The sequence below is a fragment of the Agromyces sp. P2_B3 genome (assembly GCF_056404815.1).
Map to the genome: position 1 here is coordinate 59635 of NZ_JBFUDH010000004.1, position 17359 is coordinate 76993.

Genomic DNA, 17359 nt, shown 5'->3' on the forward strand with positions numbered 1-17359 from the left:
CCTCAGTCGGCCGTCGCCTCACCCAGGAGACGCGCCATCCCCAGCGGCACGCGATCGAGCGGCAGCACCTCGACGACGTCCGCGGCGAACCAGGCCTTGCGCCCGGCAGCAGTCCCGGCGAATCGATGGAGCTGCCCCTCGATCGGGCGCTCCCGCTGCGCGGGTTGCCGCTGGAACACCCGGAATCGCGCGAGATCGCGATGGACGGCGAGCACCTCCTCGATGACGGCGGGGCCCGCGGCGCGAATGAGCTCGTCCTCGAGGTCGAGCGAACAGGCGAAGAAGCCCTGGGCCTCGAGATCGCCCGACGACGCGGCATCCGGCCGGCCCGCCGACGCCAGCATGCGCCCGACCGTCGCGGCCTCGCCGATGTCGTACAACCCGAGGAGCCGGGGTGGCGTCGGCCGCCCGTCGAGCTCGGCGAGGTGGTGGCGCAGGTTGGTGACTCCGTGCATCGCGATCACCACGGCGCCGGCGGCCGTCAGGTCGAGGCCCAGCCGCCTCGCGAGGGCGAGCAGTGCACGACGATCGCTCTCCCCTTCCACGAGGACCACCGTCGACGCCTCAGCCCCGTCCATGGCGGGACCGCGTACCCCGGTATCGAGACCGCCGCGCGGTTCACGAGTCATCCGAGCATGGTCCCCTCCGCCGCCGCGGAGGCCTTCGGGTCGGGCAGCCGCCGCATGCGGAACGCGTTGAGCACGCCGAGCAGGCCCGCGAGGATCGGGACGAGCAGCGCCACCTGCAGGGAGATGATGCGGGAATCCGCGTTGATCGCGAGGATCTCCTCCTGCACCTCGGGCGTCTGGTCGACGAGCAGTTCCGCGAGCCCGGTGTTGGTCATGATCTCGGCATCCTCCTCGAGCACCGAGGAGACCTGCTGCTGCTCCTCCGTCGAGAGCACGGTGCTCGCGTCGGCGCTCGCCGTGAACGTGAAGGCCAGTGTGGCGAGCATGATCGCGCCGGCGAAGGCGAGCCCGAACGACAGGCCGAACGAGCCGGCCGCCGAGTTGACGCCCGCCGCCTCACTCACGCGCTCGTCGGAGATCGGCGAGAGCGTGTAGTTGTTCAGCTGCGAGACGAGCAGGCCGAGGCCGCAGCCCGAGATGATGAGCGGGATCGTGAGGTACCAGCCCGAGTCGGCGATGGGCACGAGCGGCACGAGGATCGCCAGGCCCGCCACGACGAGCACGAAGCCCCACAGGATGATGTTCGACGGACGCTGCTTGAGTCCACGCCCGGCGAGCAGCGCGACCGCGAACATGCTCAGCGAGAGCGGTGCGATGGAGAGTCCCGCCTGGAGCGCGTTGTACTCGAACACCATCTGCAGGTAGATCGGGAGCACGATCATCGTGCCGCCGAGCGTGATCTGCTGCAGCAGCTGACCGCTGGCCCCGGCGCGGAACATCTTCGACTCGAAGAGCGCGGGATCGAGGAGCGTGGGCTTGCCGCGGCGCTTGCGGCTGCGCAGCCAGAAGACGAGCAGCCCGAGGGCGAGCACGCCGATGCCGATGATGAGCCCGACGTAGCCGCCGCCCTCCTGCCAGACGAGGATGCCGGTCACGACGCCGCCCATGCCGACGATGGACAGCAGGGCGCCGACGAGGTCGATCGACCGATCGCCGTGGTACGGCACATCCTTCACCAGCCCGATGCCGGCCAGGACGACGGCGATGATGACGGCCTCGAGCGCGAAGCCGACGCGCCACGAGAGGAACGTCGTGATGAACCCGCCGAGCAGCGGCCCCACGGCGGCAGCGATGGCAGCGGATGCCCCGACGAGCGCGTACACCCGCTTCTGCTGGGCGCCCTCGAAGTTGCCGTGGATGAGCGACTGCATGGCCGGGAGCAGCAGCGAGGCGCCGATCCCGCCGATGATCGCCCAGAAGATGATGATCGCCGTGAGGTCCTGGGCGAACACCATCGCGATCGCGCCGATCGCATAGCCGAGCAGTCCGAGCACGTAGGCGAGCTTGCGGCCGATGAGATCGCCGGTCTTGCCGCCGATCAGGATGAATGCCGCCGAGACCAGCGCCTCGAGGGCGATCGCGCCCTGCACGCCGCTCACCGTGGTGTCGAGGTCGTGCACCACGGCCGAGATCGACACGTTCATCAGCGAGGTGTCGACGACCAGCACGAACATGGCCATCGCGAGGAGGATCGCGAGTCGTCCGTTGAACGGCGCCGTGGCGCCCTGCCCTGCGCTCATGGCTCACCCAACCACACTCGTGGTCGCCGCCGATAGAGGCGCGGGGGAGAAGCTCTGGACAGGCCCGCCGCGCGGGGCGTATGCTCGCGTCTTGGCCGCAGTCGCGGCATCCGCAGCACCGAGACGAAGGGAGAGTCCGATGAACGTCATTGTCGTCGCGCGCATCGCAGACACCCTTTCCTGTGAGGCCTCCCGCCCGTAGCCGCAAGGCCGGCACGTCGGTGGCCTCCGCAACCTCGGAGACACCGTGACCTTCCTCTCGTCGCTCGACGACACCACCTCGAGCACCCGTTCCGCCACGCCGTTCGGCGCGGCATCCGACTCCCTCGAATTCCAGGCCGCCGAGCCAGGCGAGGGACAGCGCTGGTCCACCTGGCCGGCGACCATCCCCACCGAGCGCGGCCCCGAGCCGCGCCCCGACTGGCTCGTGACCTCGGCCGCGGCGATCGACACCGAGCTCGGCGTCGTGAAGACCGGCAAGGAGGCGAACCTCGAGCTCATCGAGCGCGCGATCCCGGATGCCCCGGCCGACGTGCCGGGCAACCGCGTGCTGCTCGCCGCGAAGCGGTATCGCACGAGCGAGCACTCCGACTTCCACCGGTCGGCGATCTACACCGAGGGCCGTGGCCTGCGTCGCACCCGCGACGTGCGCGCGGTCGCCAAGGGCACCTCGTTCGGTCGAGCCGTGGCCCGCGTGCAGTGGGCCTACGCCGAGTTCGACGCGCTGACCCGGCTGACCGAGCTCGGGGCATCCGTGCCGTACCCGGTGCAGGTGCACGACACCGAGGTGCTCATGGAGTTCATCGGCGACGGCCGGGTCGCCGCGCCGCGACTCGCACAGGTGCGAGCGGATGCCCCGGAGCTCCGCGAGCTCTTCCACCAGGTGGTCGACTTCATGCGGCTCCTCGCCCGCGCCGGGCTCGCGCACGGCGACCTCTCGCCGTACAACCTGCTCGTGCACCACGGCCGCGTCGTCGCGATCGACCTGCCGCAGGTCGTCGACCTCGTCTCGAACCCGCAGGGCTTCGACCTGTTGCACCGCGACTGCGTCAACGTGTGCGACTGGTTCACCAGGCAGCGGCTCGAGTGCGACGCCGAGGAGCTGTTCAGTGAGCTCGTCGGCGAGGTGGGGTTCTAGGCGCGGGCGGCCGTCGGCCCCGGGTCCGCCGCGGCCGCCGCCTCCTGGAGCGACTGGGCCAGGTCGCGCCGCGAGCGGGCGCCGAGCTTGCGCAGTGCCTTCGACATATGGCTCTCGACGGTGCGCATCGAGAGGAACAGCTCGGTTGCGATCTCCTTGTTGGTCAGGCCGGCCGCGGCGAGCTCCACGACCTCGCGCTCGCGCTCGGAGAGCTCCACCCCGAGGGAGCGCCGCCCGCCCCGCCACCGGGACGGGATGGCGATCCCGTGCTCGCGCATCTCCCGTGAGACCCGTGAGAAGTCCCGACGGGCACCGAGCTCGCCGAAGATCGCGAGCGCCGATGCGAGCGGGGCCGACCCGCGGTCGTCACCACGCGAGAGGCGGAACGTGCCGAGGCGCTCGGCGATCCTGGCCTCCGCCACGCGCGCTCCGGCGTGCTGCACGATCGACAGTGCCTCGTCGAGCATCCGCTCGGCCTCGGCGGCGTCGCTTCCCTCCTCGCTCCCTTCGGCCGCGATCGCCCGGCAGACGAGGAGGGCGGCCTGCGCCGACGGGGCATCCGCCCCCGAGATCCCGGCAGCCAACTCGTCGACCAGCGGCCCGACGCCGGCCACCTCCCCGAGTGCCGCCCGTGCCTCGACGATGCACTGCACCGGCTCTCCCGCCCACGCCCACAGCCCCTTCGCCCGGATGAGGTCGAGCGCCAGGGTCGCCTGCTCGTGGGCCGCCACGGGATCGTCGACCACCAGCAGCAACTGCGCCAGCGTCGTCCGAGCGGCGACCAGCGGCCACACCACGCCGACCTCCGCGGCGTCGCGGATGACGCCCCGAAGCGCCCGAGCCGCCTCGACGGCACTGCCGGTGGAGGCGAGGAGTGCCGCCTGCAGCAGCCGCGCGTCGACCACCGCGCCCCCGAACTCGGTCGGCTCCGCGATGAACGCGTCCACGCGCTCGGCGATCGTCGCCCACCGTCCGGCGAAGAAGTCGGTCGCGAGCGACACCAGGTCGATCACGCCAGCCACCCTCACGTAGTCGGCGCGGGCCGCGACCTGCTTCGCCTCCGCGATCAGCGCGTCGGCGCGGTGGACGTGTCCGACGTGCAGCGCACCCTGCGCCCAGTTGAGGCAGGCGCGGGTGTGCTCGCGTGGATTCGATGCGAGCGCCGCGCCGTTCCGGTCCTCGTCGATCGCGCGCCAGGCACCGGGGTCGCCCTGCTCCAGCAGCAGGGAGGTACGGGCGATCCGCACGGCGAGGTCGACCGCGGCGTCCCCACTCAACCGCGCCGCCTCCTCGGCCTGCTCACCCCAGGCGGCATGCGCGTCGAGGTGCGCGCCCACGGCGATCTCGGGCACCGCCAGCACTGCGAGCGCCCTGGCCGCCAGGGCCGGCCGGTCCCGCAGGTCGGGCAGTGACATCCGGATCTGGTCGAAGCCGGCTCGGGCCAGCCCCTGCTGGCGCAGCATCCGTCCCAATGCGAAGCGCAACTCGCCACGCACCGCCGGCGCAAGCGAGCCGCCCTCCAACAGCCGGGTGAGGATGGGCACGGCCTCAGTGTGCGCGAGTCCGTCGACCGCCACGCGACCGAGCTTCCCGGCCAGCCTCACCCGGACGGCGAGCGGCACCCGACCGGACTCGACCACCTCGAGGAGGAACCGGGCGGCCGCCGAGTCGTCGCCGTTCGTGACGGCGAGATCCGCCGCCTGCTCGGCGTAGCGGACGAACTCGGTCGTGTTCCCCGCCCGCTTGCTGTGGTACGCCAGCCGCGCGCTGGGGGCAGGGCCGGGGCGTGCCGAGATCGCCGCCGTCGCCCGCTGATGAAGCCAGCGCCGACTCGTGGCCGGGAGGCTCTCGTACACGACCTGCTGGGCGAGTGCGTGCCGGAACTGCGGTCGATCATCCTCGTCCTGGAGCAGGCCGACGGCCTGGGCGCTCGCGATGGCGCCCACCACCTCGCGGGTGGAGCGCTCGGCGACGGCGGCGAGCAGTTCGACATCCACGCGACGGGACAGCACCGACGCCACGCCCACGATCTCGCGGGCCAACGGGTCGAGCACCGACAGCCGCTGCAGCACCACCTCGCGCAGCGCGGTCGGCACGGTGAGGCCGTCCAGCAGTTCGAGGCTCTCGGGCAGGCGCTCGAGCAGCGTGCGGAGCACCTCTTCGAGCACGAACGGGATGCCGCCCGTCTTCTCCCGCAGCTCCTCGGCGACGCGTGCCGACAGGTCGACTCCCAGCACCTGCCGTGCGAGCTCCCGCACCTCGGCGGTGTCGAGCGGCGCCGGCCTGAGCATGGTCGCCGGGCCGGCGGGGGCCCGGGCGAAGGCTTCGCCGATCGGCAGCGGCCCCGACTCCGCTCGGGCGGTCAGGAGCACCGCGAGGTTCGGCGGCTGGTGGAAGGCCAGGAATCGGAGCAGGTCGAAGGTGCCGCCGTCGGCCCAGTGCGCGTCCTCGATGACGAGCGCCACCGGCCCCAGGTGCTCCAGCAGTTCGGCCACGGCACGGAACACCTGGTGCCGAGCGGCACCAGGCTCGGCGACGGCGGGCGGCGGGGGTGGCAGGAGGTGCGCGAGCTCGGGCATGAGGGGGGCGAGCGCTCCGGTGAGCGCTCCCAGTGCCTCCGGCCTGATCGCCGGCGCGGCCTGTCGGAGCGCGTCGAGCACCGGGCCGAGTGGGAACGGTTCATGCAACTGCTCGCACTGGCCGATGAGCACGAGCATCCGGGACAGCGCCGGGTCGCCGGCCACCTCGCGCACCAGTCGGCTCTTGCCGATGCCCGCCTCACCTTCGACGATCGTGAGGGACGGGGTCGTGCTGAGCGCGGCGCGCAGGAGATCCAGGTCGCGGTCGCGGCCCACGAGCGCCGAGGCCGACGATGACGGCCGGGGAGGGGGGCGATGGTGGGCGCTGATCTCGGGCAACTCCCATCCGTGACACGGTGCGGGCCCGTGGTGCGAACCCGGTGCGCTGAGCAAAAGCCAGTGTAAAACACGGATGTTCCGACGGTGTTTCCCCGCATAGCGTCCCCACAGCGGACCCGCGTCGGCGGGCGGACTCGGAGGGCACCATGCGACACGCAGGTTGGACACGATCACGCGGGGGGCGGCGCTGGTTGGCGGCGCTCGCCGCCACGGCGCTGCTGGCGACCGGGGCACAGGCTGCGGTCGCCGCGCCTGACCCGGCCGGAGCCGCCCAGGCCGGGGCAGACGATGAGGCGCAGGTCGAGGTGACGGTACCCGGGGCGACGCCGGAGCCCGCGGAAGGGGCGGAGGCGAAGGCCGAGACGGAGCCCCAGACCTACATCGTGCAGCTGGCCCTCGACCCGGTCGCGTCGTACGACGGCGGTGTGCCCGGCCTGAACCGCACCCGGCCCGAACGAGGGAAGAAGCTCGACCCCCAGGCGTCGGAGGTCGCGGCGTACTCGGAGCACCTGCACGGCGCCCAGCGCGCAGCCCTGGCCAAGGTGAGCAAGGGCACGCCACAGCAGCAGTACGTCTACGCGTTCGACGGCTTCTCGGCCGAGCTGACTGCGGCCCAGGCTGCCGACCTGGCCGCGCAGCCGGAGGTCGTCGCGGTGACCCCCGACGAGCTCGTCGAGTCGACGACCTCGAACACGGCCTCGTTCCTCGGCCTCGATGCACCCGGCGGCATCTGGGAGCAGCTCGGTGGCCCCGAGGGCTCCACGAAGACGGCGGGTGCCGGGGAGGACATCGTCATCGGCGTGATCGACTCGGGCATCTGGCCAGACAGCCCGAGCTTCTCCGACCGGGTGGGCAATGCCGAGAAGGGCAAGCTGGCCTACAAGCCGCTGAAGTTCGCCGGTCGCTGCGACTCCGAGCAGACCGTCGGGGACGATTCATGGGATGCCGACCTCTGCAACAAGAAGCTGGTGGGGGCGCGCCACTTCAATGCCGCCTGGGGCGGCGACGCCGGCGTGGCCGCGGAGCTCCCGTGGGAGTTCCTGTCTCCCCGTGACTACAACGGGCACGGCACGCACACCGCGTCGACCGCGGCCGGCAACCACGACGTCGAGGTGACGGGGCCGGCCGCTCCGCTCGGTGCGATCACGGGCATCGCCCCGCGCGCCCGGGTCGCCGCCTACAAGGCGCTGTGGTCGGCCGAGGACGGCTCGACGGCGAACGGCTACAACTCGGACATCGTCGCCGCCATCGACCAGGCCGTCGCCGACGGGGTGGACGTCATCAACTTCTCCGTCTCGGGAACGGCGAGCGACCTGCTCGACCCCGCCGAGATCGCCTTCCTCAACGCGGCCGCGAGCGGCATCTTCGTCGCCGCGTCGGCAGGGAACGACGGCCCCACGGCGGGCACCGTCGCGCACCCGTCGCCGTGGGTCACCACGGTGGCTGCGGGAACACACAACCGGAGCCTCGTCGGATCGGTCACCCTGGGTGACGGCTCCGAGCACGCCGGCGCCTCGGCGGCCCCGACCGCCGTCGGACCCGCCCCCTTCATCGACTCGGCCCGCGCCGGGATCCGCGGCGCTGCCGATTACAAGGTCGAGCAGTGCTGGTCCGCGTCCGACAACGGCGGCACGCCCGTGCTCGACCCTGCGCTCGTCGCCGGCAAGATCGTCCTCTGCGACCGCGGCGAGAACCCGCGCGTCAACAAGAGCCGCGCGGTCGCGGAGGCCGGCGGCGTCGGAATGGTGCTCGTGAACACGGCGCCCGACAACGTCGTAGCCGACTTCCACGCGGTGCCGACGGTGCACGTGGCGGACACCGAGCGCGCCGCCCTCAAGGCCTACGCGGCCACGGCGGGCGCGACGGCGACGATCGCGGCGGGCGAGGTGAACCTCGACGCACCGGCACCCACCGTGGCGGCGTTCTCCTCGCGGGGGCCGAGCAGCGCCGCCGGCGGCGACCTGCTCAAGCCCGACCTCATCGCACCCGGCCAGGACATCCTCGCCGCGGTCGCCCCTCCCGGCCAGGCCGGCATGGAGTTCAACCTGATGAGCGGCACGTCGATGTCGGCACCGCATGTGGCGGGACTGGCGGCCCTGCTGGCCGACCGGCACCCCGACTGGTCGCCCATGATGATCAAGTCGGCGCTCATGACCACCGGCACCGACGTGCTCGACGCCGACCCGAACGATCCGACCACCCTCTACGGGCAGGGTGCGGGGCACGTCGCCCCGAACTCCGCCGTGGATCCCGGCCTGGTCTATGACAGCGGCCTGGAGGACTGGGTGGCCTTCCTGTGCGGGACGACGAACGGGGTCGAGCAGCAATCCTGCGACGACCTGGAGGCGGCGGGCCATTCGCTCGACGCGAGCGACCTGAACCTCGCGTCGATCGCGGTCGGCCGGGTGAACGGCACGGAGCAGACGGTGACGCGATCGGTGACCAACGTCGGCGATGCCGCGAGCACGTACACCGCCCAGGTGACGGGACTCGAGGGACTCGAGGTGACCGTGGAGCCCAGCACGCTGACGCTCCAACCCGGCGAGAGCGCCGAGTTCGCGCTGACCCTCACGGTTCCCGAGGGCACCCAGAGCGGCGCGCTCGCGGGACAGCTGACCTGGAGCGACGGCGATCACGACGTGCGCAGTCCCATCGTCGTGCGCGGCCTTCGCAACGGCGCCGAGACGTGGGAGGCACGCTTCGACGGGCCTGCGGGGCCGGCAGGCCGGCCCGACGACGAGGCGTTCGGATCGGCCGTGACCTCCGACGGTTCGCGCCTCATCGTCGCGGGGAACAGCTACCCCGCGGGCTTCGGCACCTTCCGACCCGACTTCATCACGGCCGCCTACGACCCCGAGTCGGGTGAGGAACTGTGGTCGACCACCTATGACGGCCCGGTCCAGGGCGGCGACGAACTGACCGGGTTCGGCCTGAGCCCCGACGGTTCGACGGTGTTCGTTGCCGGCAGCTCCGGCGGCGAGGGCACCGAGTCCGACTTCGTCACCATCGCCTACGACTCCACGACCGGGGAGCAGCGCTGGTTGCAGCGGTTCGACGAGCAGGGCGTGGGCGACTTCGTGGCCGGCCTGACGGTGAGTCCGACCGGTGACCTGGTCTTCATCACCGGCATGGCCACCCGGGAGCAGTCGACCGACTACGCGACCATCGCCTACGACGCCACGACGGGCGAGCAGGTGTGGATCTCGTACTTCGACGGTCCTGGCCAGGAGACCGAGGACCCTCGCGACATCGCCGTGAGCCCCGACGGCAGCACCGTCGTGGTCACCGGCCAGAGCGCGGGCGCCGAGGGATCGGGACTCACCAACTTCGGCACGGTGGCCTACGAGGCCGCCACCGGAGCGGAGCTGTGGTCCGCCCAGCACGACGGCCCCGCACACGGCATCGACCTCCCGACGGCCGTCGCCATCGCCGAGACCGGCACCGTGTTCGTCTCGGGGTCGAGCGGCGCCGAGAGCAACGACTGGGCGACCATCGCCTACGACGGCACGACCGGCGAGGAGCTCTGGACGACCCGCTACGACGGCGACGGCGCAGCGACGGACACCCCGCGTACGTCGGTCGTCTCGCCCGACGGAGCGACCCTCGTCGTCACGGGCAACTCAGACGGAGTCGGCACCGACTCCGACTACGCCACCGTGGCGTACGACACCGCCACGGGAGCGCAGTTGTGGGTCGCCCGGCACGCCGGCACGGCGAACGCGCTCGACATCGCGCAGTCGGCCACGGTGACCCCGGATGGCCGCCACGTGATCATCACCGGGTTCGTGGACAACGTCGAGTCGCGCCGAGACTACGAGACCATCGCCTACTCCCTTGCCACGGGTGAGCAGGTGTGGTCGGCTGACTACGACGCGGGCTCCGGCACGGATGCGGCGACCTCGATCACGAGCGACGTGACCGACGAGGGTCGGCTCCGCGTCTTCGTGAGCGGTTCGAGCGCGGTGCTGGAGGGCTTCGACGAGAGCGACTCCGACATGACCACGCTGTCGTACGTCGATCCGCTGCCGGCCGGGTAGTCGACGGGTCATCCCACCAGCGGCGTCGCCCATCCCGGGCGGCGCCGCTGCGGCATCCGCGCATCTCGATGAGCGTCGTCACCGAGTCGACGGCGGACACCGGGTCAAGGGGTTTCCGGATGCCGCGGCGCGGCCTAGTCTCGCGGCCGTGCGACTCGTGACGTGGAACGTGCTGTGGCGCTTCGGGCCCGACTGGCGGGCCCGCGAGGCCGGGATCCTGACGACGCTCGAGCAGCTGGAGCCCGATGTGATCGGCCTGCAGGAGTGCTGGGGCACCGACGAGACGTCGCAGGCGCACGTCGTCGCCGAGCACCTCGGACTCCACGCGGCCTTCGTGGCGCCGTCGCTGCCGCCGGTGCCCGATCCGCCCGAGCACCCCGACCAGGCGGGCGTGCTCATGGGCATCGGGCTCGTGAGCCGCTGGCCGATCCGCGACATCGGGAGCCACGAGCTCCCCGTCAGCCACCGCCAGGTCGCGCCGACGGCGCTCACGGCGCGCATCGATCACCCCGAGACCCCGTTCGAGGTGATCGTGGCGGCGACCGAATGGGAGCCCGACTTCGCGGACGACCACCTGGCGCAGACCCGGCGCCTCGCCGAGTTGCTCGCGGCGGCGGCGTCCGGCCTGCCACGCTTCCTCCTGGCCGACCTCAACTGCGACGCGAGCCAGCCCGAGTTCGTCCCGCTCGCCGCCGTCGCGGACGACACGTGGGAACTCGCCGGCGGCGACCCCGAGGCCGTGACGTTGAGCTCCGCGGTGCCCTTCGCGCCGCTCGAGGCGACGAAGGAGATCGACCGGCGCATCGACCACGTGCTGGTGCGGCGCGGCGCCGGTGCGGTGGCGGATGCCGCGTTCACGGTCGACGCACCGGTCGACGGGCGGTTCCCATCCGACCACTTCCCGGTCGTCGCGGATGTGCGGTTCCCCTGAGGGGTTCTCGAGCGTTACAGTGCAGCAGGATCAGCGCCGATCCACCGGGGATGCCGGGCCGCCCGAGGCTCGTCATCTTCCGTTCACTCGACCGAACGAGGCTTCCGTCATGACCCTTCCCCCCGAGCCGCCCGCCGGCACGACGCCGGCCGATCCCGGCACGCCCGTCCCCCCGGCGACCGCCGATTCCGGCGCGATCCGGGTGATGGGCCTGCAGCTGCAGGAGGGCCGGGTCATCCCGCGTCGTCAGGTGATCTCGTGGGCGCTCTGGGACTGGGCGACGCAGCCGTTCAACTCGGTCATCCTCACGTTCGTGTTCACGGCGCTGTACCTGACCAGCGACACATTCCTCGACCCGGCCGTCGCGGCGCTCGGCGAGGGCGACCCGGCGTACGAACGCGGGCTGGGCGAGCTCGCCAGCGCCCTCGGCTGGGCGATCACCATCTCGGGCGTGCTCATCGCGGTGCTCGCGCCGGTGCTCGGCCAGCGGGCGGATGTCGCGGGCCGTCGGAAGCTCTGGCTCGGCGGCGCCACCGCCGCCCTCGTCGCGTGCATGGTCGCGCTGTTCTTCGTGCAGGGCGCTCCGGCGTACTTCGTGCTCGGCATCTCGCTGATCGCCGCGGGCACGGTGTTCAGCGAGATCGCCGGAGTGAACTACAACGCGATGCTGGTGCAGGTGTCGACGCCGAAGACGGTCGGCAAGGTCTCGGGACTCGGCTGGGGACTCGGCTACGTCGGCGGCATCGTGGCGCTCGTGCTCGTCGTCGTCGCGACGACGTTCGACTGGTGGGGGATGCCGACCGACAACGGACTCGCCTACCGGGTGATCGCGCTCGGCTGCGCGGTGTGGACGCTGCTCTTCGCCTGGCCGGTGCTCGTGTACGTACCCGAGGCGCCGCCGGCGCCGCACCGCGAGCGGGTGTCGTTCTTCCGCAGCTATGTCGTGCTGGTGCACGACATCGCGGCGCTCTGGAAGGGCTCGCGCCCGACGTTCTGGTTCCTGCTCGCAAGCGCGGTCTTCCGCGACGGGCTCGCCGGCGTCTTCGCGTTCGGCGCGGTCATCGCGGCGGTCGCGTTCCACTTCTCGTCGAACGAGGTGCTGATCTTCGGCATCGCGGCGAACCTGCTCGCCGGTGTCTCCACGATCGTGGCCGGCCGCTTCGACGACCGCTTCGGGCCGCGTGCCGTCATCCTCACGGCACTCGGCGGCCTGATCGCCGCCGGGCTCCTCGTGTTCTTCCTCCATGACTCGGGCAAGCTCGTGTTCTGGGTCTTCGGCCTGGTGCTCACGCTCTTCGTCGGGCCGGCCCAGGCGGCCTCGCGGTCGTTCCTCGCCCGCGTCACTCCCGCCGGTCGGGAGAGCGAGATCTTCGGCCTCTACGCGACGACCGGACGTGCCGCGAGCTTCCTGTCGCCGCTGCTCTGGGCGACGTTCATCGCGGTGTTCGGCGCGACGTACTGGGGCATCCTCGGCATCGTCATCGTGATCGCGGCCGGGTTCGTGCTCATGCTGTACGTGAAGGTGCCGGCCGAGCGCGCGTGACCACGTCGACGACGAGGGCCGCGAGGAGCTCCGTGCGCGGCGCGATCCACCCGACGAGCGCGTGCTCGTCGGGTGCGTGGGGGCCGCCGCCGACCGCGCCGAGGCCGTCGAGGGTCGGCACGCCGAGCGCGCCGGTGAAATTGCCGTCAGATGCCCCGCCGACGGCGATGCCGACCGACTCGGGCTGCCCCAGCACATCGGCGAGCGCGCGCGCCCGCTCGAACAGGCCGTTCGTGGCCGAGCGTTCGAGCGGAGGGCGGTGCGGCCCACCGGTGACCGTGATACGGGCGCCGGACACGGGCGTGGTGAGCGCGCGGATCGCACGGTCGACGCGCTGCTGCTCGCCGACGGTTCGCGCACGCACGTCGACTTGGACGTGCGCCCGCGCGGGCACGGTGTTCGCCGTGGTCCCGCCCGCCAGGGTGGTGGGGGTGACGGTCGTGCCCGCGTCGGCGTCGGCGATGGCGTCGAGGGCGAGCACGATGCCGGCCAGCGCGATGCCCGCGTTGACGCCGCGCTCGGGCTCGAGCCCGGCGTGCGCCGCCCGTCCCTCGACCTCGATCCGGTAGTTGGATGTGCCCTTGCGCGCGACCTTCAGCTCGCCGCCGCCACCACCTGGCTCGAGCACGAGGGCGGCGTCGCACCGGGCGGCCTCGGCCTCGATGAGCGCGCGCGAGGTGGGGGATCCGACCTCCTCGTCGCCGGTGACGAGGAGGGTGACGGCGTCGAGCCCGATCTCGGCGCGCACGAGGTCGAGGGCGTGGATCGCCTGCACCAGCCCGACCTTCATGTCGAGCGTGCCCGGCCCGGTGATGACCCCGTCGGCGACGCGGAACGGCAGCTCGGCGAGGGTGCCGATCGGCCACACGGTGTCGTGGTGGCCGAGCACGAGCACCCGGGGATCGCGCCCCCGCAGCATCACGTGGTGCACCCCGTCGACGGAGACGACTTCGGGTGCCCGGCCCAGTCGTGCGGTCATGATGTCGGCCACGACCCCGGCGCTGTCGGCGACGGCGACGAGATCGTCGGAGGGTGATTCGGCGCGCACGAGTCGTGCGAGGTCGTCGAGCATGGCCTCGACGCGATCGGGAGTCACGCGCATGGAGTCGACGGCCTACGCCGTGCCGCGCAGCCGGTCGACGAGCTCGTCCATCGTGCGGCTCAGGATGCGCGGCATGTCGATCGCGTCGGGCTCGAGGAGCCACTGCACCTGCAGACCGTCCATCATGGCGATAAGGGCGGATGCCGCGTCGCTGAGCTCCTGCTCGTCGGTGTTGCCCGACACCTCCCCGAGCACGCCGGCGATCTTCGCGCGCAGGATGTGGAACCGCTCCTGGAAGTAGTCATGGGCCGGGTGCCCGTCGGTGACCGACTCGCCCGACAGCACGGAGTACGCCTGCACGACGCCGCGGCGATGCGTGTTCTCCTCGACGGTGTCGACGAGGTGCTGCAGGAACGCGGGGCCCTCGGTCTGCGCCCGGGCCGGCACGCCGGCGACCTCCTCGCCGTCGCGGTACTTCAGCATCGCGACGAGCAGGCCCTCCTTGCTGCCGAAGTGGTGCAGCACGCCCGCGTGGGTCATGCCGGCCTGCTCGGCCACCTCGACGAGGGCGCCCTTGTTGTAGCCGCGGGCTCCGAACACGTTCATGGCGGCCTTGAGCACGGCCTCGCGACGCTCGGTCGTGCGGGCCTGCGGCCGCTGCACGCGCTCGGCGGCGGGCCTGCCCCGCGGGTCGTCTCGGGCTGTGTCCACCACGGTGGTTCCTTCCTGTGCGGCTCGTCGTCGCGGCATCCGCAACGCTGCCGGATGCCTCGGCGAGCCCGCGAGTCGAGTGCAGCACCCGCGGCGCGGACCCGATACGGGCCCGCTCGCGACGTTACCGAACTGTGACGTTCTCGAACTTACTTACAAGTCAGTAAGTGTGCCAGCATGTCCCTCGTCACTCAACGACGAGACGTGAATGGAGTATAGGCGTGAGCTCAACGACGACCGCCGCCGGCGCCCTCGACTCCAACGAGTCCCTCGACTCCGACAAGTCCACGGCCGGCACCGAGACGATCGCCGATTCCCCGGCTCTCGATGCCATCGCGGTCGCCGCCACGCTCCCCCTCGACGAGAAGGTCGCGCTGCTCACCGGCGCCGCCACGTGGACCCTCCGGGCGATCCCCGAGATCGGGCTCCGCACGATGACCGTCTCCGACGGCCCCATCGGCGTGCGCGGCACCGGCGAAGACGGCCTGCCGTCGGCGCAGCTGCCCGCCCCGTCGGCCACCGCCGCGACCTGGGACGTCGACCTGCAGGCCCGCCTCGGCACGCTGATGGCCGCCGAGGCCCGGCGCAAGGCCGTCGACGTCGTACTCGCCCCCGTCGTGAACCTGCAGCGCAGCCCCGTCGGCGGGCGCCACTTCGAATGCCTCGCCGAGGACCCGTTCCTGACCGCGCGCCTCGCGGTCGCGTTCGTCGACGCCATCCAGGCGCAGGGCATCGCGGCCTGCGTCAAGCACTTCGTCGGCAACGAGACCGAGACCGACCGCACCGAGTACCTCAGCCGCATCGACGAGCGCACCCTGCGCGAGGTGTACCTGGCACCGTTCGAGGCGGTCGTCGAGGCGGGCGTGTGGACGATGATGGCCGCGTACAACGGCCTCGTCCTCCATGGGGTCGGACAGACCTCCACGGCGCACGGACCCCTGCTGAACGGCATCCTGAAGCAGGAATGGGGCTTCGACGGCGTCGTGATGAGCGACTGGCTCGCCACGAAGACCACCGTCGAGCCGGCCCTCGGCGGCCTCGATCTCGTCATGCCCGGCCCCGGCGGCCCCTGGGCCGACGGCCTCCTCGCCGCCGTCCGCGACGGACGCGTCCCCGAGGCCGCGATCGACGACAAGGTCGCCCGCATCGTGCGCCTCGCCGAGCGCGTCGGCGCCCTCAGCGGGCTCGCCGGCGAGACGCTCCCGTTCGACGCCACCGGCGCCACCGGCGATCCGGGCGACGACGAGGTGACCGCGTTCCTCACCGAGGCGGCCGCCCGCTCCACCGTCGTGCTCCGCAACGACGGCGGCCTGCTCCCCGTCTCGCCCGGCGCCGACGGACCCGCCCGCATCGCGCTCATCGGCCACAACGCCGTCACGCCCTTCACGCAGGGCGGGGGCAGCGCCTTCGTCACCGCACCCCACGTGAGCGACCCGCTCGACGCGATCCGCGCCGCGTTCCCCGCCGCGAAGGTCGAGCTGCACCGCGGCGGCGCCACCACGATGGGCGCACCCCTCACCCCCGCCGAGCTGCTGACGACCCCCGAGGGCGGGCGCGGCATCCGCATCGAGCACCTCGACGCGGCCGGCGCGGTCATCGGTTCCCAGCAGGTTCCGGATGCCGCGAGCCTCTGGTTCCCGATCGACGACGACCGCGTGGCATCCGTGCGGCTCATCACCGACGTCATGCTCGACCGCGCCGGACGCCACGTCATCGAGCTCGCACCCGTCGGCGCGCACCGCGTCGCGGTCGACGGCGTGCACCGGGCCGAGTCCGACACGCACGTCGGCGTCGAGGTCGTGCTGAACTCGAGCTACGCCAACCCGCCGACCGTCGAGACGGTGGTCGAGACCGCCGCCCCGCGCACCGTGCGCATCGAGGCCGACCTGCAGGTCATCGACGGCGAGTCCTATGGGCGGTTCGTGCGACTGCACTTCCGCTACCGCGCGCCGGGCCGGACGGTGGACGAGGAGCTCGACGAGGCCGTGGCGGCGGCCGCGGCATCCGACCTCGCGGTCGTCGTCGTGGGCACGAACCCCGAGACCGAGTCCGAGGGCTGGGACCGCCCGAACCTCGCGCTGCCCGCCCGCCAGAACGAGCTCGTGCGCCGCGTGGTCGCCGCCAACCCCCGCACCGTCGTGGTCGTGAACGCCGGCGCGCCCGTGCTGCTGCCGTGGCTCGACGAGGTCGCCGCGGTGCTCTGGTGGTGGCTGCCCGGCCAGGAGGCCGGCCGGTCGCTCGCGGCCGTGCTGAGCGGCGCCATCGAGCCGAGCGGGCGCCTGCCGTGGACGCTCCCCGCCGACGAGGCGGACGCGCCCGTGCCGAACGGCATCCCCGTCGACGGGTTCATCGACTACGCCGAAGGGGTCGACGTCGGCCACCGCGGCTGGGACCGCCTCGGCCGAACGCCCGCCCGCGAGTTCGGCTACGGACTCGGGTACGCCGAGTGGGAGTACCGCTCGCTCGATCTCGTCGACGCGGCATCCGGAACCGGCGAAGACGGCAGCACCGACCACCTCGCGCTCGCACGCGTGACCATCGCGAACGTCGCGGCCCGCGACGGCCGCGAGGTCGTGCAGCTCTACCTCTCGGCCGACGACGACGAGTCGCGCCCCGTGCGCTGGCTCGCCGGCTTCGCGGTCGTCGACGTCGCCGCGGGCGACACCGCCACCGTCGACATCCCGCTCGCACGCCGGTCGTTCGAGACCTGGTCGACGGATGCCGCCGGCTGGACGCTGCCCGTCGGCGCCTACCGCCTGCGCGCCGGGCGCAGCTCACGAGACCTCCGCCTCGAGACCACGCACACGATCTCGGGCTGAGCACCACAGAA

General features: G+C 72.3%; 10 protein-coding genes. 5 read left to right on the forward strand and 5 right to left on the reverse strand.

Annotation, left to right across the window (positions count from 1 at the left end; genetic code table 11):
* Positions 1–2: 2 nt before the first annotated feature.
* Both AC1DZA_RS08410 and AC1DZA_RS08415 read right to left on the reverse strand, forming a co-directional pair.
* A complete protein-coding gene (locus tag AC1DZA_RS08410; protein WP_476772405.1) occupies positions 3–629 on the reverse strand; it encodes a TOPRIM nucleotidyl transferase/hydrolase domain-containing protein in 627 nt (208 codons plus the stop codon).
* Complete coding sequence (locus tag AC1DZA_RS08415; RefSeq protein WP_476772406.1) at positions 626–2209, reverse strand: MFS transporter; 1584 nt, start codon at positions 2207–2209, stop codon at positions 626–628. Before AC1DZA_RS08415 ends, AC1DZA_RS08410 begins: the two co-directional genes overlap by 4 nt.
* A gap of 247 nt (positions 2210–2456) precedes the next feature.
* Here AC1DZA_RS08415 and AC1DZA_RS08420 point away from each other — a divergent pair, with 247 nt between their 5' ends.
* A complete protein-coding gene (locus tag AC1DZA_RS08420) occupies positions 2457–3347 on the forward strand; it encodes a serine protein kinase RIO (protein ID WP_476772407.1) in 891 nt (296 codons plus the stop codon).
* On the opposite strand, the gene AC1DZA_RS08425 is transcribed toward AC1DZA_RS08420, so the two are convergent.
* Positions 3344–6265, reverse strand: a complete 2922-nt coding sequence (locus tag AC1DZA_RS08425; RefSeq protein ID WP_476772408.1) for an ATP-binding protein — start codon at positions 6263–6265, stop codon at positions 3344–3346. The genes AC1DZA_RS08420 and AC1DZA_RS08425 overlap by 4 nt on opposite strands.
* 191 nt (positions 6266–6456) lie before the next feature.
* Here AC1DZA_RS08425 and AC1DZA_RS08430 point away from each other — a divergent pair, with 191 nt between their 5' ends.
* The 3 genes from AC1DZA_RS08430 to AC1DZA_RS08440 all read left to right on the forward strand — a co-directional run bounded on the left by AC1DZA_RS08430 (position 6457) and on the right by AC1DZA_RS08440 (position 12776).
* The gene (locus AC1DZA_RS08430) at positions 6457–10302 is read left to right on the forward strand and encodes a S8 family serine peptidase (protein WP_476772409.1); all 3846 of its coding nucleotides are present in this window, start codon (positions 6457–6459) and stop codon (positions 10300–10302) included.
* A gap of 148 nt (positions 10303–10450) precedes the next feature.
* The gene (locus tag AC1DZA_RS08435) at positions 10451–11233 is read left to right on the forward strand and encodes an endonuclease/exonuclease/phosphatase family protein (protein WP_476772410.1); all 783 of its coding nucleotides are present in this window, start codon (positions 10451–10453) and stop codon (positions 11231–11233) included.
* 109 nt (positions 11234–11342) lie between these two features.
* Positions 11343–12776, forward strand: coding sequence for an MFS transporter (locus tag AC1DZA_RS08440; protein ID WP_476772411.1), 1434 nt, complete (start codon positions 11343–11345; stop codon positions 12774–12776).
* Here the strand turns inward: AC1DZA_RS08440 and AC1DZA_RS08445 are convergent.
* Both AC1DZA_RS08445 and AC1DZA_RS08450 read right to left on the reverse strand, forming a co-directional pair.
* A complete protein-coding gene (locus AC1DZA_RS08445; RefSeq protein ID WP_476772412.1) occupies positions 12739–13878 on the reverse strand; it encodes a M20 family metallopeptidase in 1140 nt (379 codons plus the stop codon). The genes AC1DZA_RS08440 and AC1DZA_RS08445 overlap by 38 nt on opposite strands.
* Positions 13879–13890: 12 nt before the next feature.
* Positions 13891–14529: a TetR/AcrR family transcriptional regulator gene (locus AC1DZA_RS08450; protein ID WP_476761525.1), complete on the reverse strand. Its 639-nt coding sequence runs from the start codon at positions 14527–14529 to the stop codon at positions 13891–13893.
* A 221-nt stretch (positions 14530–14750) separates the two neighbouring features.
* On the opposite strand from AC1DZA_RS08450, the gene AC1DZA_RS08455 reads away from it, so the two are divergent.
* Entirely contained in the window at positions 14751–17348 is a 2598-nt protein-coding gene (locus AC1DZA_RS08455) for a beta-glucosidase (protein ID WP_476772413.1), read from the forward strand.
* The last annotated feature ends 11 nt before the right edge of the window (positions 17349–17359 follow it).

Excerpts from the sequence above, each read along its gene's own strand:
- AC1DZA_RS08415 (WP_476772406.1), bottom strand. The coding sequence starts at position 2,209 with ATGAGCGCAGGGCAGGGCGCCACGGCGCCGTTCAACGGACGACTCGCG.
- AC1DZA_RS08445 (WP_476772412.1), bottom strand. The coding sequence starts at position 13,878 with ATGCGCGTGACTCCCGATCGCGTCGAGGCCATGCTCGACGACCTCGCA.
- AC1DZA_RS08410 (WP_476772405.1), bottom strand. The coding sequence starts at position 629 with ATGACTCGTGAACCGCGCGGCGGTCTCGATACCGGGGTACGCGGTCCC.
- AC1DZA_RS08440 (WP_476772411.1), top strand. The coding sequence starts at position 11,343 with ATGACCCTTCCCCCCGAGCCGCCCGCCGGCACGACGCCGGCCGATCCC.